Annotated in this window: 24 protein-coding genes; 6 read left to right on the top strand and 18 right to left on the bottom strand. The window is 72.1% G+C overall.

The window, feature by feature from the left end; genetic code table 11:
* The first annotated feature begins 166 nt into the window (after nt 1-166).
* On the top strand, nt 167-808 hold the full coding sequence (locus tag CG736_RS17305; RefSeq protein WP_100587127.1) for a TetR family transcriptional regulator: 642 nt from the start codon (nt 167-169) through the stop codon (nt 806-808).
* A gap of 198 nt (nt 809-1006) precedes the next feature.
* Here the strand turns inward: CG736_RS17305 and CG736_RS17300 are convergent, their stop codons facing one another.
* The 6 genes from CG736_RS17300 to CG736_RS17275 form a co-directional block, all read right to left on the bottom strand.
* A complete protein-coding gene (locus CG736_RS17300) occupies nt 1007-1951 on the bottom strand; it encodes a beta-ketoacyl-ACP synthase III (RefSeq protein WP_100587126.1) in 945 nt (314 codons plus the stop codon).
* A gap of 95 nt (nt 1952-2046) precedes the next feature.
* A complete protein-coding gene (locus CG736_RS17295; RefSeq protein WP_189271517.1) occupies nt 2047-2952 on the bottom strand; it encodes a L,D-transpeptidase family protein in 906 nt (301 codons plus the stop codon).
* 202 nt (nt 2953-3154) lie between these two features.
* Complete coding sequence (gene mqnE / locus CG736_RS17290) at nt 3155-4318, bottom strand: aminofutalosine synthase MqnE (protein WP_043914689.1); 1164 nt, start codon at nt 4316-4318, stop codon at nt 3155-3157.
* 51 nt (nt 4319-4369) lie between these two features.
* On the bottom strand, nt 4370-5335 hold the full coding sequence (locus CG736_RS17285; protein ID WP_043914691.1) for a threonine/serine dehydratase: 966 nt from the start codon (nt 5333-5335) through the stop codon (nt 4370-4372).
* A 51-nt stretch (nt 5336-5386) separates the two neighbouring features.
* Nucleotides 5387-5848, bottom strand: a complete 462-nt coding sequence (locus tag CG736_RS17280) for an Lrp/AsnC family transcriptional regulator (RefSeq protein WP_030462120.1) — start codon at nt 5846-5848, stop codon at nt 5387-5389.
* A 117-nt stretch (nt 5849-5965) separates the two neighbouring features.
* Nucleotides 5966-6646, bottom strand: a complete 681-nt coding sequence (locus tag CG736_RS17275) for a UbiX family flavin prenyltransferase (RefSeq protein WP_100587125.1) — start codon at nt 6644-6646, stop codon at nt 5966-5968.
* A 187-nt stretch (nt 6647-6833) separates the two neighbouring features.
* Here CG736_RS17275 and CG736_RS38630 point away from each other — a divergent pair, with 187 nt between their 5' ends.
* Together CG736_RS38630 and CG736_RS17265 are read left to right on the top strand one after the other, a co-directional pair.
* Nucleotides 6834-7574, top strand: a complete 741-nt coding sequence (locus CG736_RS38630) for a cyclase family protein (protein WP_100587331.1) — start codon at nt 6834-6836, stop codon at nt 7572-7574.
* Nucleotides 7575-7648: 74 nt separating this feature from the next.
* Nucleotides 7649-8359 carry an MOSC domain-containing protein gene (locus tag CG736_RS17265; protein WP_100587124.1) on the top strand — a complete coding sequence of 237 codons (711 nt, stop codon included), beginning with the start codon at nt 7649-7651 and terminating at the stop codon, nt 8357-8359.
* 3 nt (nt 8360-8362) lie between these two features.
* Here CG736_RS17265 and CG736_RS17260 read toward each other — a convergent pair whose 3' ends face one another.
* The 5 genes from CG736_RS17260 to CG736_RS17240 form a co-directional block, all read right to left on the bottom strand.
* Nucleotides 8363-8740 carry a VOC family protein gene (locus CG736_RS17260; RefSeq protein ID WP_100587330.1) on the bottom strand — a complete coding sequence of 126 codons (378 nt, stop codon included), beginning with the start codon at nt 8738-8740 and terminating at the stop codon, nt 8363-8365.
* A gap of 77 nt (nt 8741-8817) precedes the next feature.
* Nucleotides 8818-11532, bottom strand: coding sequence for an RNA repair domain-containing protein (locus CG736_RS17255; RefSeq protein ID WP_100587123.1), 2715 nt, complete (start codon nt 11530-11532; stop codon nt 8818-8820).
* A 1-nt stretch (nt 11533) separates the two neighbouring features.
* A complete protein-coding gene (locus tag CG736_RS17250; protein ID WP_100587122.1) occupies nt 11534-13237 on the bottom strand; it encodes an RNA ligase family protein in 1704 nt (567 codons plus the stop codon).
* A gap of 111 nt (nt 13238-13348) precedes the next feature.
* Nucleotides 13349-14251, bottom strand: coding sequence for a menaquinone biosynthesis prenyltransferase MqnP (gene mqnP, locus CG736_RS17245; RefSeq protein WP_100587121.1), 903 nt, complete (start codon nt 14249-14251; stop codon nt 13349-13351).
* On the bottom strand, nt 14248-15705 hold the full coding sequence (locus CG736_RS17240; protein ID WP_100587120.1) for a menaquinone biosynthesis decarboxylase: 1458 nt from the start codon (nt 15703-15705) through the stop codon (nt 14248-14250). The genes mqnP and CG736_RS17240 overlap by 4 nt, the downstream gene beginning before the upstream one ends.
* 74 nt (nt 15706-15779) lie before the next feature.
* Here CG736_RS17240 and CG736_RS17235 point away from each other — a divergent pair, with 74 nt between their 5' ends.
* From CG736_RS17235 to CG736_RS17225, 3 genes are all read left to right on the top strand, one after another.
* On the top strand, nt 15780-16196 hold the full coding sequence (locus tag CG736_RS17235) for a PLD nuclease N-terminal domain-containing protein (protein ID WP_100587119.1): 417 nt from the start codon (nt 15780-15782) through the stop codon (nt 16194-16196).
* A gap of 350 nt (nt 16197-16546) precedes the next feature.
* Nucleotides 16547-18139: an acyl-CoA carboxylase subunit beta gene (locus CG736_RS17230; protein ID WP_100587329.1), complete on the top strand. Its 1593-nt coding sequence runs from the start codon at nt 16547-16549 to the stop codon at nt 18137-18139.
* Between the two features lie 59 nt (nt 18140-18198).
* Entirely contained in the window at nt 18199-18402 is a 204-nt protein-coding gene (locus CG736_RS17225; RefSeq protein WP_043914715.1) for an acyl-CoA carboxylase epsilon subunit, read from the top strand.
* A 104-nt stretch (nt 18403-18506) separates the two neighbouring features.
* Here the strand turns inward: CG736_RS17225 and CG736_RS17220 are convergent, their stop codons facing one another.
* From CG736_RS17220 to hemL, 7 genes are all read right to left on the bottom strand, one after another.
* A complete protein-coding gene (locus tag CG736_RS17220) occupies nt 18507-18911 on the bottom strand; it encodes a hypothetical protein (protein ID WP_043914717.1) in 405 nt (134 codons plus the stop codon).
* A gap of 64 nt (nt 18912-18975) precedes the next feature.
* Nucleotides 18976-20097: a c-type cytochrome biogenesis protein CcsB gene (ccsB, locus tag CG736_RS17215; protein ID WP_100587118.1), complete on the bottom strand. Its 1122-nt coding sequence runs from the start codon at nt 20095-20097 to the stop codon at nt 18976-18978.
* Between the two features lie 3 nt (nt 20098-20100).
* Entirely contained in the window at nt 20101-21906 is a 1806-nt protein-coding gene (locus CG736_RS17210) for a cytochrome c biogenesis protein ResB (protein WP_100587117.1), read from the bottom strand.
* A gap of 3 nt (nt 21907-21909) precedes the next feature.
* The gene (locus CG736_RS17205) at nt 21910-22689 is read right to left on the bottom strand and encodes a cytochrome c biogenesis CcdA family protein (protein WP_189271525.1); all 780 of its coding nucleotides are present in this window, start codon (nt 22687-22689) and stop codon (nt 21910-21912) included.
* The gene (locus tag CG736_RS17200) at nt 22686-23279 is read right to left on the bottom strand and encodes a TlpA disulfide reductase family protein (RefSeq protein WP_043914724.1); all 594 of its coding nucleotides are present in this window, start codon (nt 23277-23279) and stop codon (nt 22686-22688) included. The genes CG736_RS17205 and CG736_RS17200 overlap by 4 nt, the downstream gene beginning before the upstream one ends.
* Nucleotides 23280-23498: 219 nt before the next feature.
* A complete protein-coding gene (locus CG736_RS17195) occupies nt 23499-24149 on the bottom strand; it encodes a histidine phosphatase family protein (protein ID WP_100587327.1) in 651 nt (216 codons plus the stop codon).
* 101 nt (nt 24150-24250) lie between these two features.
* On the bottom strand, nt 24251-25591 hold the full coding sequence (hemL, locus tag CG736_RS17190) for a glutamate-1-semialdehyde 2,1-aminomutase (RefSeq protein WP_100587116.1): 1341 nt from the start codon (nt 25589-25591) through the stop codon (nt 24251-24253).
* Nucleotides 25592-25703: the final 112 nt, after the last annotated feature.

Raw genomic sequence — 25703 nt, 5'->3', positions numbered from 1 at the left:
GCGGCCGTCGCCGAACCCGTCGGAGCTGACTTGTCGTCACGCTGTGGGGTCATCAGTGCACGGGGGGGCAACAACACACGCTGAAAAGTCGTTGATTCTCCCCACGAGCGGACTAATAGTCGCACTACCGAATCGCGCCAAGATCGTGCCACGGTAAGCTGACGGCATGACAGGACAAGTTCGCACCGTCGACGGTCGCGTCGCCGGGCGGCGCGGACAGGAGACGCGGCAGAAGCTGCTCGACTGCCTCCGCGAGATGCTCAGCACGTCGCCGTACCGGGACGTCAAGGTCATCGACGTCGCCCGTATGGCGGGTACCTCCCCCGCGACCTTCTACCAGTACTTCCCGGATGTCGAGGGCGCAGTCCTTGAGATCGCCGAGGAAATGGCCGAGGACAGCGGCGGGCTCAAAGAGCTCGTCGATGGAAAGTCCTGGGCGGGAAAGACCGGCTTCACCACTTCCGAAGAACTGGTGGACGGATTCCTCGCCTTCTGGCGCAAGAATGACGCCATTCTCCGAGTGATCACACTCGGTGCCGCGGAAGGGGACAAGCGGTTCTTCAAGATCCGCATGAAGGTCCTCAACTCGGTGGCGGCTCCGCTCGCCGAGGCGGTTCGCAACACCCAGGGCAAGACCGACAAGACGGTCGACGGGTCGGCGATCGCCGGCGCCCTGGTGACGTTGCTGGCCGCGTCCGCGGAGCACTCGAAGGCGTTCACCTCGTGGGGCGTGAAGGTCAAGGACCTCAAGCCCAGCCTGGCGCTCCAGGTGTACCTCGGAGTCACCGGAAAGAAGCCGCCGAAGTAACACTCAGCCCAGTCCTCTGACGCCCGAGCCCCGGTTCCTGTACGGGGTGCGTCGGACGCGGCCGTGTCCTCGGGGGAGGTTCGCCGACGTACCGCGGGGCGTCATCCGCACCGATACAACGAAACGCAGGGGCGGTCGGGAGATGGTCTCCCGGCCGCCCCTGCGCCGTGTCGTGTCCTGTCGTGGGCCGCTCCCGGGTCAGGGGCAGCGCACCACCTGGCCCGCGTAGGCCAGGCCGCCGCCGAAGCCGAACAGCAGCACCGGGTCGCCGCTGTGCAGCTCGCCGCGCTCGACCAGCTTGGACAGCGCCAGCGGGATGGAGGCGGCGGAGGTGTTGCCGGAGTCGACCACGTCGCGGGCGACCACCGCGTCCTCGGCCAGGCCGAGCTTTCCGGCGATCGCGTCGATGATCCGCAGGTTGGCCTGGTGGGCGACGAAGCCGCGCAGCTCGGACGGGTCCAGGCCGGCCTTCTCGCAGGCCTTGCGGGCCAGCGGGGCGACCTGGGTGGTGGCCCAGCGGAAGACGGTCTGGCCCTGCTGGCTGATGATCGGCTGCCAGCCGCTGATCACCACCGCCTCGCCCTTCTCCGGCTCGGAGCCCCACACCACCGGGCCGATGCCGGCCCGGTCGTCGGGGACGGCCTCCAGGACGGCGGCGCCGGCGCCGTCCGCGAAGATCACGCAGGTGGTGCGGTCGGTCCAGTCCACGATGTCGGACATCCGCTCGGCGCCGATCACCAGCGCGCGGGTGGCGGCGCCGGCCCGGATCGCGTGGTCGGCGGTGGCCAGCGCGTACGAGAAGCCCGAGCAGACGGTGTTCAGGTCGTAGGCGGCGGGCGTGGGGACGCCGAGCCGGGCGGCGACCGCGGCGGCGGTGTTGGGGCTGCGTTCGACGGCGGTGCAGGTGGCGACGGCGATCAGGTCGATCTGGTCGGGGGTCACTCCCGCGCGGGCGAGGGCCTTCTGGGCGGCGCCGGCGGCGAGGTCGACCAGGGTCTCGTCCTCGGCGATGTGCCGGGTGCGGATGCCGACCCGGCTCCGGATCCACTGGTCGTCGGTGTCGACCATCGCCGAGAGATCGTCGTTGGTGAGGATCTTCGGCGGCTGGTAGTGGCCCAGCGCCACGATACGAGAGGCGGTCATACTGCCACTCAACCGGGTTACCGGCCAGTCGGGCGGTAACGCCCTGGCACAGGATCGGGTGCCGGATGCTGTAGGGGCCTCACAACCGGAACCCGTCACGCCGCCAGGGAATCGGCGTCGCCCATGGCGATCATCGGGTGCATGGCCGGGTCGAGGGTCTTGATCAGCTCGACCATGTGGTCCTCGGTCAGCGAGATGCAGCCGTGGGTGGGGCCGCCGTGGTCGAGGTGCAGCCAGATGCCGCCGCCCTTGGCCGCGCCGTCCGGGAAGCGGCCGTCGAGCGGGGAGGAGCCGACCACCCGGTTGTAGTTGATCGCGACCACGTAGTCGAAGGAGCCGGCCAGCGGCTCGTTGTTGAAGCCGCGCCCGCCCATCACGAACTTGGCGTTCTCGTCGTACGGCAGCTTGGAGCCGGGGTCGGCCTTGCGGCCGCCGGCGTCGGTGAGCGAGAACAGGCCGATCGGGCTGCGCAGGTCGCCGGAGCGGTGGTCGGCGGTCCAGCCCTTGTAGGCGTTGTGGGCGGGCCAGCTCTGGCCGGCCTGCCAGCCGCCGTCGTCGCCGCGGGTCCACAGCGTGACGGTGTTGTCCGAGGAGTCCTTGCCCTTGCCGCTGGCGACCAGCACCTGACGGGTCTCGGCGGGGATCTTGGCCGTCCAGGAGGCGCCCAGCCCCGGGATGGCCGTGATCCTGTCGCGGGTGGAGCGGTCGGCGGCCGGGGCCCCGGTGTGGGCGTCGGCGGCCTTCATCGGGGCGACCTCGGGCTCGCGGTCCGGGGCGGCGCTGGCGGTCTCGCCCTGGAAGTCCCGGCCGGGGCCGACGGTGAACCAGCCGGCCGTCAGGGCCAGCAGGGTCGCGGTGCCGACGGTGAGCTTGGCGGCCCGGCGCGGCTTCGGCTTGCGGCGGCGGCTCGCGGCTCGGCCCTGGGTCTGCTCGGCCTCGCTCCGGGAGGCCGGCGCGGGGGCCGAGCGGCGGTGCGAGGCGGCGCGATGGGAACCGGACATGTCGTCGATCCTCCCAGACCCGGGGGAGGCGGTGGAACCCGGGCTGTGTGATGAGCCTGTGAGCATACGCGCGTGGAAACGCATTCCCGGTGGTGAGGGGCATACCGGGTAGTGCAGAACCGTCCCGCGCGCCCCTTGCGGAACGACTGCGCCCGGTGGCCGGAAACCGGCCGCCGGGCGCAGTCGTACGTGCGGGCGGGAGTCAGAGGCGCATGGCCTGCGGGGTCTCCCGGCGCTGCAGGTCCGGGCCGTCGTACTCCCGGATGATCTCGTAGCGGGTGTTGCGCTCGACCGGGCGGAAGCCGGCGTCCCGGATCAGGCCGAGCAGGTCGTCGCGGCCCAGCTTGTTCGGGGTGCCGAAGTTGTCCGCGTCGTGGGTGATCTTGTACTCGACCACCGAGCCGTCCATGTCGTCCGCGCCGTGGCTGAGCGCCAGCTGCGCGGTGGTGACGCCGTGCATCACCCAGAACACCTTGACGTGCGGGACGTTGTCGAACAGCAGACGGGACACCGCGAAGGTCTTCAGCGCCTCGGCGCCGGTGGCCATCTCGGTGCGGTCCATCAGGCGGTTGCGGACCTTGCCGTCCTTCGAGTCGTGGAAGTCGTGCTGGTAGCGCAGCGGGATGAAGACCTGGAAACCGCCGGTCTCGTCCTGCAGCTCACGCAGCCGCAGCACGTGGTCGACCCGGTGGCGGGGCTCCTCGATGTGGCCGTACAGCATGGTGGCCGGGGTCTTGAGGCCCTTCTCGTGCGCCAGGCGGTGGATCCGCGACCAGTCCTCCCAGTGGGTGTCGTGGTCGACGATGTGCTGGCGGACCTCCCAGTCGAAGATCTCCGCGCCGCCGCCGGTCAGCGACTCCAGGCCGGCCTCGATCAGCTCGTCCAGGATCTCGCTCGCCGTCAGGCCGCTGATCCGCTCGAACCAGTGGATCTCGGTCGCGGTGAACGCCTTCAGCGAGACGTTCGGCAGCGCGGCCTTCAGCTCCTTGAGGGAGCGCGGGTAGTAGCGCCACGGCAGGGTCGGGTGCAGGCCGTTGACGATGTGCAGCTCGGTGAGGGACTCCGACTCCATCGCCTTGGCGAGCCGGACGGCCTCCTCGATGCGCATCGTGTACGCGTCCTTCTCGCCCGGCTTGCGCTGGAACGAGCAGTACGCGCAGGAGGCGCTGCACACGTTGGTCATGTTGAGGTGGCGGTTGACGTTGAAGTGGACGACGTCGCCGTTCTTCTGCGTCCGCACGTGGTGGGCCAGGCCGCCCAGCCAGGCCAGGTCGTCGCTCTCGTAGAGCGCGATCCCGTCCTCGCGGGTCAGCCGCTCACCGGCGTAGACCTTCGCCTCCAGCTCGCGCTTGAGCCCTGCGTCCATGCGGCGCTCCGCCTCCTCGGTCCTTCGATTCGTTGCCAGTCGAGACTACGCCTAGGCCGCCAGCAGTTCGGCCAGCAGGGCGGGGTCCAGGTTCCCGCCGCTGACCACGGCCGCGAAGACGCGGCCGCCGAGCTCCTCGGCGCGGTGGAAGTACGCGGCCGGGGCGACCGCGCCGGACGGCTCGGCGACCAGCCGGCCGCGGCGGGCCAGCAGGGCGACGGTGTCCCTGATCTCCTGCTCGGAGACGGTGACGATGTCGTCCACGTACGCGGTGAGGTGTTCGAACGGGAGGACGCCCACCACCGGGGTGCGCAGGCCGTCCGCGACGGTGCGGTAGGTGTCGGCCATCGGCCAGGCGGTGCGGACGCCCTTGCGCAGGCTCTCCTGCGCGTCCGCCGCGAGCTCCGGCTCCACGCCTATCACCCGCACGCCCGGGCAGGTCAGCTTCAGCGCCGCGGCCGTGCCGGAGATCAGGCCGCCGCCGGAGACCGGCACCAGCACGGTGTCCAGGTCGTCCGGGGCGTCCTCGGCGATCTCCAGGCCGACCGTGCCCTGGCCCGCCACGATGTACGGGTCGTCGTACGGCGGCACCCACACGTAGCCGTGCGCGGCGACCAGCTCCGGCGGGAGCGTGTCGCGCTGCTCGGCCGGGACGACCAGCACCTCGGCGCCGAACGAACGGGTGTTCTCGATCTTCACCGCGGGCGAGGTGTCCGGCATCACGATGACCGCCTTGATGCCGAGCCGCTGCGCCGCGTACGCCACCGCCTGGGCGTGGTTGCCGCTGGACTGCGCCACCACGCCCCGGGAGCGCTCCTCCGCGCTGAGCGCCGCCAGCCGGTTGAACGCGCCGCGGACCTTGAACGCCCCGGTCGGCTGGAGGCTCTCCGGCTTCAGCCACAGCCGGCGCCCGTCCGGCTGCTCCGCCCACGGGCAGGGCAGCAGCGGGGTGCGGACCGCCGTGCCGGCGATCCGACGTTGAGCGGCGCGCAGGTCTTCCAGGTCGACCAGGGACATCCGGGGCCATCCTCAGCAGTTGACGGTTCGTGGGACGACGACCCTAGTGCGCTACTCGGCGAGGTGCAGCGGCAATTCGCTGACCCGGTTCTCCCACTTGGTGGAGAGCACCACCGTGGTCCGGGTGCGCGCCACGCCCTTGGTGCCGGACAGCCGCTTGACCACCGACTCCAGGCCCTCCACGTCCGGCACCCGGACCTTCAGCATGTACGAGTCGTCGCCCGCGATGAACCAGCAGTCCTCCACCTCCGGGAGGTCCTTCAGCCGGTGCGAGACGTCGTCGTGGTCGGCGGCGTCGGTCAACTGGAGACCGATCAGCGCCGTCACCCCGTAGCCCAGGGTGGCCGGGTTGACCGTCGCCCGGTACCCGGTGATCACGCCCGCCTGCTCAAGACGGTTGATCCGGTCCGTGACGCTCGGCCCGGAGAGGCCCACCAGACGGCCCAGCTCGGCATACGAGGCACGGCCGTTCTCACGAAGTGCCTGGATGAGCTGCCTGTCCACAGAGTCCATTGCCTGCCGCGTCCTTCCGAACCTTTCCAGAATCAAGATCATTTTCTGGAATCCAAGGCGCCGAGCGCCGATCGACCGGGGTATCCCAGAGAACATACTCTCCCCTGGCGAGGCCGCTCACTCGCCCCGGCGCGACCGGGTTTCCGGGGTGCTTCCGGGAGTGCTCCCCGCCTCGCCGAGGCTGCCCGACCAGCGCCGGTACAACCGGTGCGACACCCCCACCGCGTCCAGCACCCGGCCCGCCACGAAATCCACCAGCTCCTGGGCCGTCGAGCCCCCCGCGTAGAACCCCGGCGAGGCCGGCAGCACCACCGCACCCTGCGCGTCCAGGGCCACCAGGTGCTGCAGGGTGACGCCGGTGAGCGGCGTCTCGCGCAGGCACAGCACCAGCGGGCGGCGCTCCTTGAGCGTCACCGAGGCGGTGCGCTGGAGCAGGTCCTTGGACAGCCCCAGCGCGATGCCGGCCGCGGCGCCGGTGGTGGCCGGGACGACCAGCATCCCCTTCGCCGGGTACGAGCCGGAGGACGGGCCCGCCGCGAAATCCCCTGCGGGCCAGTACCGGACGTCGTCCAGCTCCTTCTCCTCCCGGCCCAGCCACTGCGCGAGATCGGCCTTCCAGTGCGCGTCCCGGAACGAGATGCCGGTCTCGTCCAGGATGGTCAGCCGGGCGGCCCGACTCACCACCAGGTCGACGGACTCGTCGGCGTCCAGCAGCGCGCGGATCACGGACGCGGCGTAGGGGGTGCCGCTGGCGCCGGAGACGCCGACGACCCAGGGGCGACGGGGGTTGCTGCTCATGGGGACATTGTCGCCGGGACGGACCACCGGGCTGCGCGACAGGCGCGGACCACGTCCGTGAGGTCGCGATCACGTGCAGGTCGTCGCCCTGCGTCGCGATCTCGCGGACGTGTTGCGCTCCCCTTCGCGCAGTTCCCCGCGCCCGTGTCTTCGCACCCGCCCGCCGCTCAAGACCAGAATGGTCTGCATGGCAGTGGAGTTGGTGGATCTGACGCATCCGGTGGTGTCCGGGATGCCGGTGTATCCCGGGGATCCCGGGGTGGAGTTGCGGGCGGCGTTGACGGCCGAGGTGGAGGGGGTGAATGTGCTGGCGGTGCATCTGGGGTCGCAGACGGGGACGCATGTGGACGCGCCGTACCACCTGGACGTGCGGTGGCCGACGTTGGACGGGCTGCCGTTGGAGTTGTTCACCGGGCCCGCGGTGGTGGTGGACCTGCGGGGGCTGCCGGCGCGCGGGGAGGTGACGGCGGGGCATCTGGCGGAGGCGCTCGCGGTGTCGGGGCCGGGGACGGTGCTGCTGCTGGCGACGGGGTGGCCCAGGTACTGGGGGACGGACCGGTACTTCGCGCATCCGTACCTGTCGGAGGAGGCCGCGGCAGCCATCGTCGCGGCGGGCGTGCGCACCGTCGGGGTGGATGCGCTGTCGGTGGATCCGACGCCCGACCCGGGGCCGTCCGATCCCGAAGTGGCCAGCCTGTTGGCGGAGTTGGCGGACGAGCACGATCCGGCGCCGGAGCTCCCGACGCTGGCGGCGCACCGGGTGCTGCTGGGGCCGGAGGGCGGTGGGGTGATCGCGGAGAACCTGACGGATCTGTCGCCGCTGCTGGAGGCGCAGGCGGCCGGGGTGCCGGTGGAGGTGTCGCTGTTCCCGCTGCGGTTGACGGCGGCGGACGGGGCGCCGGTGCGGGCGGTGGCGCGAATCGGCTGACGGGCGGCCAACGGGCCGCCCCCGCCCGCGACTTGGTCTAGACCATCAGCGCGAGGCCCCGATAGGCTCCCGCCATGCCTCAGATCGTCGGTGTGGTCGAGCGCTTGTGGCGCTACCCCGTGAAGTCCACGGGCGGCGAGTTGCTCGACTCCGTCGAGGTGGACGACCGCGGCCTGGTCGGCGACCGGCTGTACGCGGTGCGTGACGGCGCCGGGAGGTTCGGGTCGGGGAAGAACACCCGCCGGTTCCGGCGGATGGACGGCCTGCTGCGGCTCAGCTCCCGGCTCGGCAGCAGGATCGACGGCCCGGAGCTGTTCGACCCGCTGGGGATGCCGGTGCCGGACCCGGACGCCTTCCTGCGCGCGTACCTGGAGCAGGAGGACGTCGGGCTGGCCCGCGAGGACGCGGTGTCGCACTTCGACGAGCTGCCGGTGAGCGTGCTGACCACCGCCACGCTGGACTGGGTCGCCGCGGCGGTGCCGTCCGCGGTGGTGGACGAGCGCCGGTTCCGACCGAACGTGCTGCTGCGGACCCCGCCCGGGACTCCCCCGTTCACCGAGGACGCCTGGTACGGCCGGGAGGGCCGGGTGAAGGGCGGGGTGCGGCTGGCGTTCGTCCGGGCCAGCGTGCGGTGCGTGATGGTCGGGGCGGCGCAGCCCGGGCTGCCGCACGCGCCGGAGATCCTGAAGACCGTCGCGCACGAGCGGGACTGCGAGCTCGGTGCGCTGGCGTCCGTCTCCCGGCCCGGCCGGCTGCGGGTCGGGGACGTGCTGACGCTGGCCTGAGCGTCAGGCGGCGCGGCGCGGGATCAGGCAGAACGGGTGCCCGGCCGGGTCGACGAACACCGTCCAGCCGGCCTCGCGGTCCTTGACCTCGGCGCCGAGTTCGACCACCCGCTGCTCGACGGCGGAGATGTCCTCGACCTCGATGTCCAGGTGGAGCTGCTGCGGGTGCGCCGGGTCGGGCCAGATCGGCGGGCGGTAGTCCTCGACACGCTGGAAGCCGAGCACCTGGCCGCCGGGCAGGTGGACGGTGGACCACTCCTCGTCCAGCGACCAGCGCGGGTCGGGCCGGTCGACCTCGCCGCCGAGCAGGGCGGCGTAGAAGTGGGCCAGGCCCGCCGGGTAGTGGCAGTCCAGCACTACGCACTGCAGTGTGCCGATCATCGTGTTCCCCGTCCGCATCTGGTCGAGTCCCTCGTTCCAGCATGGCGCATCCGGGTGCCCGGCGGCGGGCCGCGGGATCACCCGGCCGGGTCGAGTTCGCCGACCGGCAGGCGGGTGGCGGTGACGCCCGGCAGGCCGGGCAGCCAGGCGGCGGTGATCCGGTCGAGGGTCTCGCGGTCGGGCGGCTGCGGGCCCAGGCCGACGGCGAGGCGGTGGCCCGGCAGCAGGTGCGGCCAGGCGTGCACGCCGGGGGCGGGTTCGAGGGCGGTGAGCAGGGCGCGCAGGCGGCCCTTGACCGGTCCGAGCCGTTCGGGGTCGGCGGTCAGCACCAGCCAGGCGGCGTGGCGGCGGTGCAGCGGGGGCGGGGCGAGCAGCTCGGGGTGGTCGGGGCCGAGCTCCCAGGCGCGGTAGAGCTCCTCGGCGAGCAGGTCGCGGGCGCCGGCGCCGACCTGGGCAGTGCAGCTGCGGACCGGGGCGGTCGGGGTCAGCACCGTCACCGGGTCGGGGTGCGGGGCGGCCGGCCCGCCGAGCAGGGTGACGGGTTGCCGCCAGTCCCAGGCGGCCCAGGTCCCGGTGAAGCGGCGGAACAGTTCGGCCGGGTCGTCCGAGGCGGTCTCCCGGACGGTCCTTGCGGCGAGCACCGTCCAGGCCAGGGACGGGAGTTGGCCGAACGGCGCGCCGTCCAGGCCGCGCGCCCGGGTCCAGGCCTTGACCCGGCGGGCCAGCGCGGCGAACGCCCGGTGGCGGTCGCCGACGGCGGCGAGCACCGCCTCGGCGTCGGTGACGGCGCTGTACGCGACCGCGAAGTCCTCGGCGGGCCCGTCGGCCGGGGCCAGCACCACGTCGACGGCCAGCCCGTCGACGTCCAGCCGGAGCCCCGGCACCCGGGCGCCGCGCACCTCGCGGACGTTCCGGGCGTCCGGCAGTGCGGCGGCCAACTCGGCGGCCAGCAGGTCGGGTTCGACGGCGCCGGGCAGCACGGCGACCAGGTCCAGGTCGGCGCCGGGCAGTGCGCAGCCGAGCCGGCGGGAGCCCACCGGGTGGACCTCGCCGGGCAGCACGGCCGCGATCCGTTCCGTCAACTCCCCGATGGATACAGTCGGTTCGACCGGGGCGGCGGTCAACGGCTCGGGAACGGACCGGAGTTCGCCGGCGCCGAGGGCGACGGTGGCGCGCGGGAGCATCGGGCCGTCGCCGCGCCGGGACAGCACGACCAGTTCGCCGACGGGGGCGGTCATCGGGCCGAGCGCGGCGGTGCAGTCGGCGACGGCCCGGCGGGGATCGTCGGACCGGCCGAGCGTCAGGTGCGGGTGGTACCCGTCGGCGTGGGCGCGGCACTGCGGGAAGCGGCGCTCCAGGGCGTGCCGCAGGGCGGCCCACGGGGCGGGGCCGTCGGCGGCCGGGTCGAGCCAGAGGGTGTGGCCGGTGCGCCGGGCGAACGTCCGCACGCCCGCCAACGTGGCCGTGAACGGCGGGACTTCGGCGGCGGCCTCGGCCAGCAGCGGCAGCGCGGCGTCCCACTCGTGCTCGGCGACGAAGCCGTACAGCAGGTTGACGTGCGGCGGCCAGCGGTCGAGCTGCGGGTCGTGCTCCGCGCGCAGGCGCTGGATCGGGGGCCGCAGCTGCTCGGGCGGCAGCCAGGCGACGGCCGTGCGGGCGGTGGGCGGGGCGTCGAGCCGGCCCTCGGCGGGAGCGGGGGTGAAGTCCAGGTCGACCGCGAGCCCGTAGTGGTCGGAGGCGAACAGGCCCTCCCGGTCGGGGAGTCGGCCGAGCAGGCGGGCGGCTTCGGCGCGGGCCCGGCCGGGACGGAGCAGGACGCGGTCGAGGCGACCGGCCCGGCCGGTGAGGGAGGAGACGGCGGCGAGCGGGTTGGCGACCGGGTCGAAGGTGGGGCTGCCGTCCCCGGGGCCGTGCACCTCGGTCCAGGTGTCGTTCAGGTCGAGGGCGGCGGCGGGCGTCGAGCTGCTGTCGTTGAAGTCGCCGAGCACCAGCAGGTCGCCCTCGACGGCGGCGAACCCCTCGGCGAGCAGCGCGAGTTCGGCGCTCCGACGGACGGCGCCGTCGGGCGAGTGGTCGCTGCTGAGGTGGACGGCGGCGACGGTGAGCGGCCCGTCCCCGGTGGGCACGGTGATCGCGGTGACGGCCTTGTGCGGGCCGAGGGCGTGCCGGCCGGCCTCCAGCACGGGCAGTCGGCTGAGCAGCAGCAGCCCGTGGTCGTCGATCTCCCGGCCGAACGGGTCCGCGCCCAGGGTGTAGCCGCGCCGGACCCACTCCTGCGCCAGCAGGAGCTTCACCAGCGCCGGTTCGACCTCCTGCAGGGCGATCAGGTCGGCGTCGGCGGCTTCCAGCTCGGCGAGCAGCAGCGGACGGCGGCGGGCGGTGTGGATCAGCTCCGGGTCGTAGCGGTCCCACAGGGTGTTCCAGGTGACCACCCGCAGCTGCCCGACGGGAACGCCGGGTCGGCCCTCCGCGGGCCGCCAGCCGCGCTCCAGGCGCCAGGCGTGCGGGGTGCTCGGGGTGAAGAACGGCGCGGGCAGCACGCGCGGGGCGGTGCGCCGCCCCACGGTGGTGGTGTCGAGCAGGTCGACGCCGGAGTCGCGGTCCCACACCACCCGGCCGTCGGCCTCGACGTGCCGCACCCGGTGCCAGGGCACGTCCCCGGCGGCGGTGAACGTCTCCAGCGGGACCAGCTTGGTGCGGTCGTCGCGCTGCCGGACGCCCAGCGTGAACCGGGCCGGGTCGAACCGGTCGTCCCAGCGGATGCGTTGGCAGATCTGCTCGATGGGACGCATGTCAGTCCTCCTCGCCGTCCAGGGCGCCCGCCGTGTCCTCCACCGCGCCGCCCGCGCCCACGTACCAGGTGCGGTGCGCCTGCCCCGGGTACGGCGGGCTCCAGCGGTGCAGCTGCGCCGTCAGCACCTCGGCCGGGACGGGGTGCGCCCGGACCGCGTTGCGGCGGGCCAGTTCGGCCTCGTCGACCACCAGCACCACCTGGGTCAGCAGCGCGTCCCGACGCCGGGCGATCGCCTGCACGTGGGAACGCTGATGGCGGTTCAGCGAGGTGGCGTCCCACACCGCGGCGCGGCCCTCGCCGAGGGCCGCCTCCAGCGCGGTCAGACCCTCGCGCAGCACCTCGCCGTTGTCGCGCTGGTCGCTGCGCGAGCCGCGGGCCGTCCGCAGGTCGTCCAGCGCGATCCGGGTACCGCGCAGGGTCGCCGCGAACGTCGACTTGCCGCTGCCCGCCGGGCCGCACAGGTGCACCAGCTGCGGGAACCGGCCGTCCCGCCACGCCCAGGTCGCCGCGACGGCTTCCTCCGCGGTGGCGATCCGGCCCGCCGCGAACGCCTCCCGGGCCTGCGCCCAGCACCTGTCCCGGACGTCCGGACCGAAACCCTCCAGTGCCTCGCTCAACCCGGCCCGCAGGCCCGCCAGCGGATCGGGCCCCAGCAGCCCCGCGTCCTCCGCGTGCAGCGCCGACCAGGCGACCTGCTCACGCTCCTCCGCCGTCCCCGCGGCGGTCGCGGCAACGGCGTGCAGCACCCCCAGATCGGCGGCCGCCGTCAGCCGGACCAGTCCCGCACGACGGTCCTCGTCCGGGTACGGCCGGCCGAGCTGCGGGTGCAGCCCGACCAGGTCGGCCACCCGGCGGGCCTGCGGCAGGCCCAGCGTCGGCGCGAGCCGCGGCAGCACGTCCTCGCGGCGGGCGGTCGACAGGGCGGCGGCGAGGATGCCGTTCAGCCGGGCGTCGCCGGTGCGGCCGAGTTCGTCCAGGCGGGCGGACATCTCGTCCAGCGGCGGGAGTTCGGGCAGGCGCAGGGCCTCCGCGAGCGCGGCGCGATCCGGCGTGCCGCCCGAACGAACGTGCCAGAGCGGGGCGTTCGGGCCGAGACCGTTCTCGACCACGGCCGCGTGCATCCAGTGGGTGCTGGTCCGGACGTGCTGCGGGCGGACCCACTTGGCCACCCGGCTGCCGAACTCCGCCCTCGGGAAGCCCTCGACCGTACGGACGACGTAGCCCTCCTGACGGTCCAGGTCGAGCTTCAACGCCCGGATCGCGCGCTCGTCGTACCGGCCCCGCCACAGCACGCGGGGCGTCGGGACACCGAGACGGCGCAGGAAACGGACGGTGGCGTCCCAGTCGAGGCAGTGGTCGTCGGCGGTCCACACCGAGAAGCCGTAGAACCAGCTGTCGAGCTCGCCGTATGGGAGCGAATGGCGGGCGAACAGGTTCTCGCCGCAGATCCGCCAGCCCTGGGGAATCCGCGGGCCGAGACGGCTCTGGAGCGCCTTCACCCACGTCCGGGAGGGGTGGTGCGCGGAGTCGAGGGAACGCGCGTGCAGGCCGTCCGGGTAGAGGGTGGTGTTCTCGCCGTCGAGCTTCTCGGTGAGAACCACCTCGCGGTGGGCGAGACCGGAGAGATCACCGCTGCGGACGTCGTCCGCCGTCGCACCGGGCGACCACGGGAGGTGCGGCGTCCGGGGGTAGTGCACGCGCATACGGCCAGCCTAGGGACGGGACCTCGGACCGGGCCAACGATTTTGCGGGGGCGGGATACGAAAGCCACCGGGGGCGCGGAGGTACCCCCACGCGCCCCCGGTGGTACTCCCTTACGCCACAAGCCCTCGCGCGATCAGGTCGATCAGCGCGAACACGAACAGCGAGATGCCCACGAAGCCGTTGGTGGAGAAGAAGGCCCGGTTGAGGCGGGAGAGGTCGTGGGGCTTGACGATGGTGTGCTCGTAGACGAAGGCGCCGGCGACCACGGCGAGGCCGCACCAGAAGAAGGCGCCGGCGTGGGTGAGGACGGCGTACCAGACGAGGAGGGCGGTGGTGAGGGCGTGGCAGACGCGGGCGCCGTTGATCGCGGCGGGGATGCCGAACCTCGCGGGGACGGAGCGGACGCCCATGCCGCGGTCGGCGGCGACGTCCTGGCAGGCGTAGATGAGGTCGAAGCCGCCGATCCAGATGCCGACGGCGAGGCCGAGGACGGCCGCGTCCCAGGACCAGGTGCCGGTGACGGCCAGCCAGGCGCCGACGGGGCCGATCGCCTGGGCGAGACCGAGGATGGCCTGCGGGAAGTCGGTGAAGCGCTTGCCGTAGGGGTAGACCACCATCGGGATCACCGCGACCGGGGCCAGCACCAGGCAGAGGGTGTTGAGCAGGGCGGCGGAGCCGAGGAAGACCACCAGGGCGACGGCGGAGCCGATGTACGCGGTGCGCAGCGAGACCGCGCCGGTGACGAGTTCGCGGCCCGCGGTGCGCGGGTTCCGGGCGTCGATCTCGCGGTCGATGATCCGGTTCGCGGCCATCGCGAAGGTGCGCAGGCCGACCATGCAGACGGTGACCAGCAGCAGTTCGCCCCAGTGCACGGACTTGTCGGCGAGGAACATCGCGGTGAGGGCGGCGATGTAGGCGAACGGCAGGGCGAAGATCGAGTGCTCGATCATCACCAGGCGCAGGAAGGCCCGGGTCCTGCTCCTCGGGGCTTCGAGAGCGGTGGCGGCGGTCACAGCCCGTACTCCTTCCAGCGGCGGGTGACCCGGGCGGCGGTCTCCGGGTCGGAGGCGACCATCTCGGGCCAGCCGCCGTCGCGGGTGTAGCCCTCCTCGGGGAGCTTGCGGGTGGCGTCGATGCCGGCCTTGCCGCCCCAGAACTGCTGGTAGGAGGCGTGGTCGAGGTGGTCGACGGGGCCTTCGACGACGGACAGGTCGCGGCTGTAGTCGACGTTGCCGAGGGCTCGCCAGGCGACTTCCTGGTAGTCGTGGACGTCGCAGTCGGCGTCCACCACGATGATCAGCTTGGTCAGCGACATCATGTGGGCGCCCCAGATGGCGTGCATGACCTTCTGCGCGTGCTTGGGGTACTTCTTGTCGATCGAGACGATCACGCAGTTGTGGAAGCCGCCGGCCTCGGGCAGGTCGTAGTCGACGATGTCCGGGATGATCACCTTGAGCAGCGGCAGGAAGAAGCGCTCGGTGAACTTGCCGAGCGGCCCGTCCTCGGTGGGCGGGCGGCCGACCACGATGGACTGCAGGATCGGGCGGCGGCGCATGGTGACGCAGTCGATGGTGAGCGCGGGGAACGGCTCCTGCGGCGTGTAGAAGCCGGTGTGGTCGCCGAACGGGCCCTCGGGGAGCATCTCGCCGGGCTCCAGCCAGCCTTCGAGGACGACCTCGGCGTCCGCCGGGACCTGCAGCGGGACGGTCTTGCAGTCGACCATCCGGACCCGCTCGCCGGCCACGAAGCCGGCGAACAGGTACTCGTCGATGTCGCCGGGCAGCGGGGCGGTGGCGGCGTAGGTGACGGCGGGCGGGCAGCCGAAGGCGATCGCGACGGGGAGCTTCTCGCCGCGCTTGGCGGCGACCGCGGCGTGGTTGCGGCTGTCCTTGTGGATCTGCCAGTGCATGCCGATGGTGCGCTTGTCGTGCCGCTGCAGCCGGTACAGGCCGAGGTTGCGGATGCCCGAGTCGGGGTCCTTGGTGTGGGTCAGGCCGAGGTTGAAGAAGGAGCCGCCGTCCAGCGGCCAGGTGAACAGGGCGGGCAGCTGCTCCAGGTCGACGTCCTCGCCGGTGAGCACCACCTCGTGCACGGGCGCGTCGCCGGACTTCACGTTCTTCGGCGGGACGTGCGCCATCGTGGCGAGCTTGCCGAAGGCCTCGCGGAAGCCGGTGAAGCCGTGCGGCAGCTCGGGCTTGAGCAGGCCGCCGATCTTCTCGGCGATGTCGTCGGGGGACTTCAGGCCGAGGGCCTTGGAGAGCCGGCGCTCGCTGCCGAAGACGTTCATGGCCAGCGGCATCGCCGAGCCCTTGACGTTCTCGAAGAGCAGCGCGGGGCCCTTGGCCTTCTGCACCCGGTCGACGATCTCACCGACCTCCAAGTGGGGGTCGACCTCCACCTTGATCCGCTTCAGGTCACCGTCGCGTTCCAGGGCCCGGAGGAAGGAACGGAGATCGTCGTATGCCATACCTGTCAGTATCCGGTACGGGCTAACCTGGGCCCGCCAAGGGTCCTGTTCGAACATAGTTCGGAGTTCTGCGCGTGCTTCTGCGAGTCGTCCCAACGGTGGCACTGCTGGCCCTGTGGGTGTGGGCGTTCATCGACTGCCTGACCACCCCGGAGGACGAGATCCGCCACCTGCCGAAGGTGGTGTGGGTGATCATCGTGCTGCTGTTCCCGCTGGTCGGGTCGATCGCCTGGCTGGTGGCGGGAAAGGACCGGGCCCGTTCGCGCGGCCGGCGGGCGGCGTGGCCGTCCGGCCCGACCGCCGGGTTCCCGGAGCGCGAGCGGCCGCGGCCGCTCGCGCCGGACGACGACCCGGAGTTCCTGGCCTCGCTGAAGCGCGGCAACCAGCAGCACGAGGACATGCTCAAGCAGTGGGAGGCGGACCTGCGCCGCCGCGAGGAGGAGCTGCGGCGGGGCGGCGAGCGCCCCGAGGACGACGTTCCCAAGGGCTGATCCCGTCTTTTGGCGGATCCCTACGACCCGAGCGTTCCCCGGTTCCGTTCCGGTCGGCCGCCGGCCTTCGCGCGCCCCTTCCGGAGGGCCGCGTTCCGGCGGCCTCCGCATGCCCGCCATCTTGCCGCTGACCTGCCAATTCACTGGTCCTGGCGATCCCGCCGGGGGTGCCCCTGGGCACCCGTCGGGGGTGACCCGGCAGTAGGCCTGTGCGCCCCCTTCTGTGCGCCCTCTACAGCGATCGGCTTCCGACCTTGTACGGAATCGACGCCGAAACGCGGGCACAGTGGCTCGTACTGTCGTAACAGAAGAGGTGTTCGCTGGCTCACGTGACCCTGGAGAGGTTCGAGATGACGGTCCTGCACGATGCGCCGGTCGGCGGCGAGGCTCCGGCCGATGCCCGTAGCCGGGTCGCCGAACTTCACGAGCTGCGCGAGCAGGTCCGCCGGGGTCCGAGCGAGAAGGCCACCGAGGCCCAGCACGCCAAGGGCAAGCTGACCGCCCGTGAGCGGATCGAGCTGCTGCTGGACGAGGGCTCCTTCCGCGAGGTCGAGCCGCTGCGCCGGCACCGCGCCCAGGGCTTCGGCCTGGAGGCGAAGAAGCCGCACACCGACGGCGTGGTCGTCGGCTGGGGCACCGTGCACGGCCGGACGGTCTTCACCTACGCCCACGACTTCCGGATCTTCGGCGGCGCGCTGGGCGAGGCCCACGCGCAGAAGATCCACAAGATCATGGACATGGCCATCGCGGCCGGCGCGCCGCTGGTGTCGCTGAACGACGGCGCGGGCGCCCGCATCCAGGAGGGCGTCACCGCGCTGGCCGGCTACGGCGGCATCTTCCAGCGCAACACCCGGGCCTCGGGCGTGATCCCGCAGATCTCGGTGATGCTCGGCCCGTGTGCGGGCGGCGCGGCGTACTCGCCGGCGCTGACGGACTTCGTGTTCATGGTCCGCGAGACCTCGCAGATGTTCATCACCGGCCCGGACGTGGTGCAGGCCGTCACCGGCGAGAAGATCACCCAGAACGGCCTCGGCGGCGCCGACGTCCACTCGTCGGTCTCCGGTGTCTCGCACTTCGTCTACGACGACGAGCAGTCCTGCATCGAGGAAGTCCGCTACCTGCTGTCGCTGCTGCCGCAGAACAACCGCGAGATGCCGCCCACGGTGGCCAGTGACGACCCGGTGGACCGCCGCAACGAGTCGCTGCTGGACCTCGTCCCGGCGGACGGCAACCGCCCGTACGACATGCGCAAGGTGATCGAGGAGATCGTCGACCACGGCGAGTACCTGGAGGTCCACGAGCGCTGGGCGACCAACGTGATCTGCGCGCTGGCCCGGGTGGACGGCCACGTGGTGGGCATCATCGCCAACCAGCCGCAGTCGCTGGCCGGTGTGCTGGACATCAACGCGTCCGAGAAGTCCGCGCGCTTCGTGCAGATGTGCGACGCGTTCAACATCCCGCTGGTGACCATGCTGGACGTGCCGGGCTTCCTGCCGGGCGTGGACCAGGAGCACGACGGCATCATCCGGCACGGCGCGAAGCTGCTGTACGCGTACTGCAACGCCACCGTGCCGCGGATCCAGCTGATCCTGCGCAAGGCGTACGGCGGCGCGTACATCGTGATGGACTCCCGCTCGATCGGCGCGGACCTGTCCTTCGCCTGGCCGACCAACGAGATCGCCGTGATGGGCGCCGAGGGCGCCGCCAACGTGATCTTCCGCCGTGACATCAACGGGGCCGACGACCCCGAGGCGATGCGCGCGCAGAAGATCAAGGAGTACAAGAGCGAGCTGATGCACCCGTACTACGCGGCCGAGCGCGGCCTCGTCGACGACGTCATCGACCCGGCCGAGACCCGCGCCGTGCTGGCCTCCTCGCTGGCCATGCTCCGCACCAAGCACGCCGACCTGCCGAGCCGCAAGCACGGCAACCCGCCGATGTAACCGGTGCGTCGAGCCCGCCGCCACCGTTCAGCCGCCAGCCTGGGGGAGAAACAGGAATCATGAACGAACCTCTCGTCCGCATCGTCCGGGGCTCGCTGTCCGCCGAGGAGCTCGCCGCCCTGACCGCGGTGCTGGCCGCCCGCGCCGCGCAGGCCGCGTCGGTCGCCGCCGCCGGACAGGTCGTCGAGCCGATCGCCACCTGGTCCCGGATGGAGCGCCGCCCGGCGTACTTCTCCCCGGTCAGCTGGCAGCAGGCCGCATAAGGCCCGTCCGGCCCGTCCGGCCGGGCAGGTCCTGAGGATTCGCGCGAACGCCGAGGGCTCCGGAGGCAGTGCCTCCGGAGCCCTCGGCGTCTTTTTTGCTGCTGCTACGCCGCGGCCAGCGCCGCAGGGCGGCCGGCGTGCATGGTGATGAGGTTGGCCGCCAGCCGCTGCGGGTCCTGGGCCAGCCAGAGCCGCACCGCGGCCCCGAGCATGATGCAGGACGAGCCGAGGCGGACGCCGGTGGAGTGGGCGATCCGCGCGGTGGCGATGGTGAGCAGGTCGGCGAGCTCGGTGGGCAGCCACACCGTGAGCGCGCAGGGCGCCGGGGTGGCGAGCGCGGCGAGCAGCCGGTGGGCGTCCGCCGGGCAGTGCAGCGTGGGCAGGACGTCCAGCAGGCCGTCGGCGACGACCTCCGAGACGTCGCTGTGGTGGCCCTGGGCGAGCCGTCGCAGCAGCGCACGTTCCGCTGCGGTGATTCGGACGGTCATGATGACCTCGTCGCACTCCATGGTGCGGCCCTCCTCGCGGCTTTGTGGATCTCGGGGGTGAATCAGGTGTGGGTGGGGCGGGGCGTCAGATGCCGGCGTACGAGTGCTTGCCGGTGACGAAGATGTTGACGCCGTAGAAGTTGAACAGCCAGCAGGCGAAGGCGAGCAGGGCCAGGTAGGCGGCCTTGCGTCCGCGCCAGCCGGCGGTGGCCCGGGCGTGCAGGTAGGCGGCGTAGGCGACCCAGGTGATGAACGACCAGGTCTCCTTCGGGTCCCACTCCCAGTACTTGCCCCAGGCGGCCTCGGCCCAGATCGCGCCCGCGATGATGGTGAACGTCCACAGCGGGAAGACCAGCGCGTTGATCCGGTAGGACAGCTTGTCCAGGCTGCTCGCGGCGGGCAGCCGGTCCATCAGGTTGGCCGCGCGGACGGTCAGTCCGGCCGCGAGCCGGTGCTCGTAGCGGTCCTTGAGCAGGTAGGCGCCGGTGGCGACGAACGCCGCGAAGAACGCGCCGCCGCAGATCGTCGCGGTCGAGACGTGGATGCCCAGCCAGTAGGAGTGCAGCGCCGGGACGAGCTGCTCGGACTCCGTGTACAGCACGCTGACGGCGACGCCGAGGATCAGCAGGACGGCGATCACCACGGGCAGGCCGAGCCAGCGCACGTTCTTCTTGGTGGCCAGCAGCACGACGTACGAGCCGACCATCATCAGCGCGAACGCGACGGAGAACTCGTACATGTTGCCCCACGGCCAGCGCATCACCGACAGGCCGCGGGTGATCACGCCGCCGGTGTGCAGCAGCATGCCGAGCACGGTCATCGAGACCGCGATCCGGCCGGCCATGTCGGCCTTCTCGCTGCTGCCGGCCGGGCCGAGGCCGTCGGCCGGGCCCTCGTCGCCGCGGCCGCTGGTCACCGTGGTGGCGCCGGCGTCGGCCAGCGCGGTGCGGGTCAGGGTGGTGGTGCCGCCGCCCTGCGAGGCCACCGTGACGCTGACCTTGCGGACGCCCTTGGCCGCGTCGGCCGAGTCGCTGACCGCGTCCGCGAGGGTGGCCTGCTGCCGGGAGCGGACGGCGACGCCGCCCTTGGCGCCGAAGGTCCACTCGAACATCTGAGCGAACATGGCCAGGGTGTAGACGGCCATCGCCGAATAGACCAGCTTGTTGGAGATGTCGGCCAACTCATGGTTGACCTGCGCGAGCAGCACCGTCTACTCCTTGGTTTCCGGGGCGGTGGGGGCGGCTGCGGCCGGGGAGTCGGCCGCAGTCGGTGCGTCGTCGTCAGCGTCGTTGCCGGTGGGATCGGCGGGCGCCGGTTCCTCGTCGGTGGCGGGGGCGTCGCCCTGCAGCTCGACGGCGAGCTCGGCGAGCTCCTCGGCGGTGCGGGTGGACTCGCTGCGGCCCAGGCCGGCCATCTCGACCAGGGTGCGGCCGTCGGGGCCGGTGGTGGCCCGGACCCAGATCCGGCGGCGCTGGACGAACAGCGAGCCGATCAGACCGAGGATCGCGGCGACCGCGCCGGCCAGCGCGATGGAGTTGCCGGGCCGGTGCGAGACGGTGAACGTGGCCCACTGCTGGTAGCCGTCGAACGTGATGGTCCCGTAGCCGTCGGGCAGCTGCCAGCCCTCGCCGACCTTGAGGCGGGCGCGGGCGATGTCGTCGCCGACCTTCAGCTGGGTCATCGCCTTGTCGTCCAGCTGGTACACGTTCTGCGGCAGGCCGCTGTCGGTGCGCAGGTCGCCGGCGTAGGCGGTGAGCACCAGCATCGGGTCCGCGGCGGCGGGGAACACCGACCGCGGGCCGGTCTTCTCGAAGTTCTCCGGCGCGGTCGGCAGGAAGAAGCCCTGGAAGGCCAGCTGGGTCTTGTTGCCGTTGGCGTCGGCGCCGTAGTCGTTGACCTTGATCACGCCGGGCGAGGTCATGTTGGCGTCGCGCGGCAGGAACGGCGTCGGACCGCGGTAGACGATCTCGTTCTTGGCGTTCTTGACCGTCACCACCGGGGCGTAGCCGTGGCCGATCAGGTAGACCTTGGACCCGCCGATCTCCAGCGGGTGGTTGACCTCGATGGTGGACTTCTTCAGCTTGGTCGCGTCGTCGCCGACCCAGTAGCGGACGTTCGCGGTGAACTGCCGGGCGGTGCCGACCTGCGGGCCGCTCTCCTGGTACCGGGCGGTGAAGCCGTCCAGCTTGAAGCCGAAGGCGTCCAGGTCGTCGACGGTGTAGCCGTACGAACCGTAGAAGTCGTCGATCTGGGTGGTGGTGTTGGAGTAGCCCTGACCCTCCAGCACCAGCTTGCTGGCGGTGCCGGAGGCCAGGCCGGCCCAGGCGACGCCGATCAGCAGCGCGAACAGCGAGAAGTGGAACAGCAGGTTGCCGACCTCGCGCAGGTAGCCCTTCTCGGCCGCGATCGAGCCGCCGTCGGCGGAGGCCCGGAAGCCGCGCTTCTTCAGCAGGCGGTGGGCGGCGGCGTGCACCGCGTCCGGGTCGGCGTCGCTGTGCCAGGCCGCGTAGACCGGCATCCGGGTCAGGTTGCGCGGGGCCGCCGGGGGCTGCGCGCGCAGCACGCCGACGAACTGCCAGGTGCGCGGGACGATGCAGCCGGCCAGCGAGATGAACAGCAGGATGTAGATCGCCGAGAACCAGAACGAGCTGTACACGTTGAACAGTTCGAGCCGCTCGAAGAGCGGGGTGATGCCCTTGTGGGCGCTCTTCCAGGTCGCGACCTTCATCTGGTCGGGGCCGTCCTGCGGGATCAGCGAGCCCGGGATGGCCGCCAGCGACAGCAGGAAGAGCAGCAGCAGGGCGACCCGCATCGAGGTCAGCTGACGCCAGACCCAGCGCGCCCAGCCGATGACGCCTATGCCGACGGGGCCGTCGCTCTCCACGGGCGCGGTGCTGAGCCGCTCGACGGCCTCGGCGTCCACCAGGAAGGGGTTGTCCGTACGGTCGGAGCCGTCCGACGATCCGGGGCTGTCCGCGGCGTCGGCCGGCTGGGGGCTGGTCTTGGTGTCGCTCACGGGTCAGATTCCGATCGAAAAGTTCTCGGTGAGGTACTGGAGCTGGTTGACCAGCGCGTCCCACGCCCCGGTCACCAGGGCCAGGCCGACCGCGACGAGCATGCCGCCGCCGATCCGCATCACCCACTGGTAGTGCCGCTTCACCCAGCCGAAGGCGCCCAGCGCCTTGCGGAACGCCAGGGCGGCCAGCACGAACGGTACGCCGAGGCCGAGGCAGTAGACGGCCATCAGCAGCGCGCCACGCCCGGCGCTGCCCTCGTTGACGGCCAGCGTGTTGATCGCCGCCAGGGTCGGGCCCATGCACGGCGTCCAGCCGATCCCGAACACCAGGCCGAGCAGCGGGGCCCCGGCCAGACCGACCGCGGGGCGGCGGTGCGTCCGCAGCTCGCGCATGGTGAAGCCGGGCAGCAGGCCCATGAAGGCCAGGCCCATCAGCACCGTGACGCAGCCCATCACGATCGAGATGATCCGCTGGTGCTCCTGCAGGGTGTGCCCGAACGAGCCGAACAGCGCGCCGCCGGAGACGAACACCGCGCCGAAGCCGAGCACGAACAGCAGCGAGCCGGCCAGCATCCGCCCGCGGCGGGTGCCGCGGGCTTCCGACAGGTCGGCGGCGGAGAAGCCGGTGACGTAGCTGAGGTAGCCGGGCACCAGTGGCAGCACGCACGGCGAGAAGAACGAGACCAGCCCGGCGGCCAGCGCGATCGGCAGCGCGAGCATCAGCGCGCCGCTGCCCACGGTTTCGTTGTAACCGACCTCGGCAGCGACCAGGACGGCGCTCACTTGGACTCCGCGAGGACCGGCTCGATCATCTTGTCGAGGTCCTCGGTGGACATCGCGCGCATGGCGCGGGCGGCCAGCTTGCCGTCCTTGTCGATCACGATGGTGGTCGGGATGGACTGCGGGGGGAGGCTGCCCTTGGGGAACTTGAGGATCTGGGTGCCGTCCGGGTCGTAGATGCTCGGGTAGGTCACCCCGAAGTTCTTCTCGAACGCGACCGCGTTGGCGGGGTCGGTGTCCCGGGTGTTGATGCCGAGGAACTGCACCTGGTCGGCGTACTTCTCGGCGCTGGCCTGCAGGCCCTTGGCCTCGGCCCGGCAGGGGCTGCACCAGGAGCCCCAGACGTTGAGGACGACCACCTTGCCGCGGTAGTCGGAGAGCTTGAGCGTGCCGGTGCCGTCCAGCCCGGTGCCGCTGATGTCCGGGGCGTCCACCCGGTGCCCGGCGGGAACGGTGGCGATGCCGCCCTTGCCGGTGATGAAGCCCGCGGAGCCTCCCCCGCTGCCCGAGCTGCCACACCCGGCGAGGGCCAGGGCGGTGGCCGCACCGAGGGCGGCGGTGAGGCGGGTGCGGCGGCTGCGCGTCCAAGACATGTGAAAAGTTTCGCATGGCTCTTCGGCCCGTTTTCGGGGGGTCCGGCGTTGTCGGCCGGACCCCCCGTGACCTGCGAAGACTCCGCTTATGATCGTCTTAATTCGGGCATTCCGCCGCCCGCCGGGTTTACCCCGGGGCCGCCGGTGTGACCAACGTCCCGGAGCGGGCGCGCGCCGCGCGTCGAAGGCGGTGCGCGCCACGCCCCGGGGCGGTGCGGCCTACGCCCCGAAGCTCTTCCCGACCGGCTTGTCGCCCTTCTTGCCCTTGCCCACCAGGTGGGCCGGCAGCAGGTCGCGGGCCGGCTCGCGGTAGCCGATCGAGACGATCCGGTCGCCCTCGTAGGTGAAGCTGGTCAGCGAGGCCAGCGAGCACTGCCGGCGGCGCGGGTCGTGCCACAGCCGGCGGCGCTCGGCGAACGAACGCAGGATCCAGATCGGCAGCTGGTGGCTGACGCACACCGCCTCGTGCCCGCGCGCGGCGTCCCGGGCGGCGGCGATCGCACCCATCATCCGCACCACCTGGTCGATGTACGGCTCGCCCCAGGACGGCTTGAACGGGTTGGTCAGGTACCGCCAGTACGCCGGGTTGCGCAGCGAGCCGTCGCCGACGCCGAAGGTCTTGCCCTCGAAGATGTTCTCCGCCTCGATCAGCCGCGGGTCGGCCGCGACGGTCAGGCCGTGCGCCTTGGCGATCGGCTCGGCGGTCTCCTGGGCGCGCTCCAGCGGCGAGGCCACCACGTGCGTGATGTCACGGTCCTTCAGGTGGTCGGCCACCCGCTCGGCCATCTCCCGCCCCAGCTCGGACAGGTGATAGCCCGGCAGCCGGCCGTACAGCACGCCCTCCGGGTTGTGCACCTCACCGTGCCGCATCACGTGGACGACGGTGATGTCCTTCTTCCCGGCCGGTGCACCCGCCTCGACTCGCTCGTCGGACGCTTCGCCGTGCTCGACGGCTCCTTCGCTTCGCTCAGTCACTTCGACTCCTCGGTGGCCTCGGCGGCGGCGCGGGCCGCGGCGGGCAGGGCGGCGGCGATCCGCTCGATCGCGCGCGCGTCGTGCGCGGACGAGACGAACCAGGACTCGAACGCCGACGGCGGCAGGTAGACGCCCTGGCTCAGCATCGCGTGGAAGAAGCCGTTGAAGCGGAACGCCTGCTGCCGGCGGGCCTCGTCGTAGTTGGTGACCTGCTCGTCGGTGAAGAAGACCGAGAACATGTTGCCCGCGGTCTGCAGGCGGTGCGCCACGCCCTCCTTCGAGAGCGCCTCGGTGACCAGGCCGGACACCTCGGCGGCGACCTCGTCCACGGTGGCGTACACCTCGTCGGTGCAGTGGCGCAGCTGGGCCAGGCCGGCCGCGGTGGCGATCGGGTTACCGGACAGGGTGCCCGCCTGGTAGACCGGGCCGGCCGGGGCGAGGTGCGCCATCACGTCGGCGCGGCCGCCGAACGCCGCGGCGGGGAAGCCGCCGCCCATCACCTTGCCGAACGTCAGCAGGTCCGGCGCCCAGCCCTCGTGAGCGGCCTCCAGCCCGTACCAGCCGGCCTTGGAGACGCGGAAGCCGGTCATCACCTCGTCGGAGATGAACAGCGCGCCGTTCTCCCGGCACAGTGCGGCCAGGCCCCCGTTGAAGCCGGGCAGCGGCGGGACGACGCCCATGTTGCCGGGCGAGGCCTCGGTGATCACGCAGGCGATCTCGCCGGGGTGCGCGGCGAAGGCGGCGCGCACCGCGTCCAGGTCGTTGTACGGCAGCACGATGGTGTCGCCGGCCTGCGCGCCGGTGACGCCCGGGGTGTCCGGCAGGCCGAAGGTGGCGACGCCGGAACCGGCGGCGGCCAGCAGCGCGTCCACGTGACCGTGGTAACACCCGGCGAACTTGACCACCTTGGCGCGGCCCGTGAAGCCGCGGGCCAGCCGGATCGCCGACATGGTCGCCTCGGTGCCGCTGGAGACCAGGCGGACCTGCTCGACCGGGGCGATCCGGGCGACGATCTCCTCGCCGAGCTCGACCTCGCCCTGGCCGGGCGTGCCGAACGAGGTGCCGCGGGCGACCGCCTGCTGCACCGCCTCGATCACCGCCGGGTGCGCGTGGCCGAGCAGCATCGGACCCCACGAACACACCAGGTCCACGTACTCGCGGCCATCGGCGTCGGTCAGGTACGGGCCGCTGCCGGACACCATGAAACGGGGCGTGCCGCCGACCGCGCGGAAGGCCCGCACCGGCGAGTTGACGCCGCCGGGGGTGACCGCCAAGGCGCGCTCGAACAGCGACTGGGACTGGGGTGCTTCGTACGGGTAGCTCATCTGCTCGCTCATCCGTTGGGTCCGCGGGGTGGCCTGGAGCCTCTCTTACCCGAACATGGTCTCAAATCGTGTCTTTGCGTTCTGCATGTCGGGCCCGATCATCTGGAACGATGATCCGTGTGCT

Source organism: Kitasatospora sp. CB02891, from assembly GCF_002803145.1.
Lineage (GTDB): Bacteria > Actinomycetota > Actinomycetes > Streptomycetales > Streptomycetaceae > Kitasatospora > Kitasatospora griseola.
This window is presented reverse-complemented; position numbering and strand designations above follow the sequence as displayed.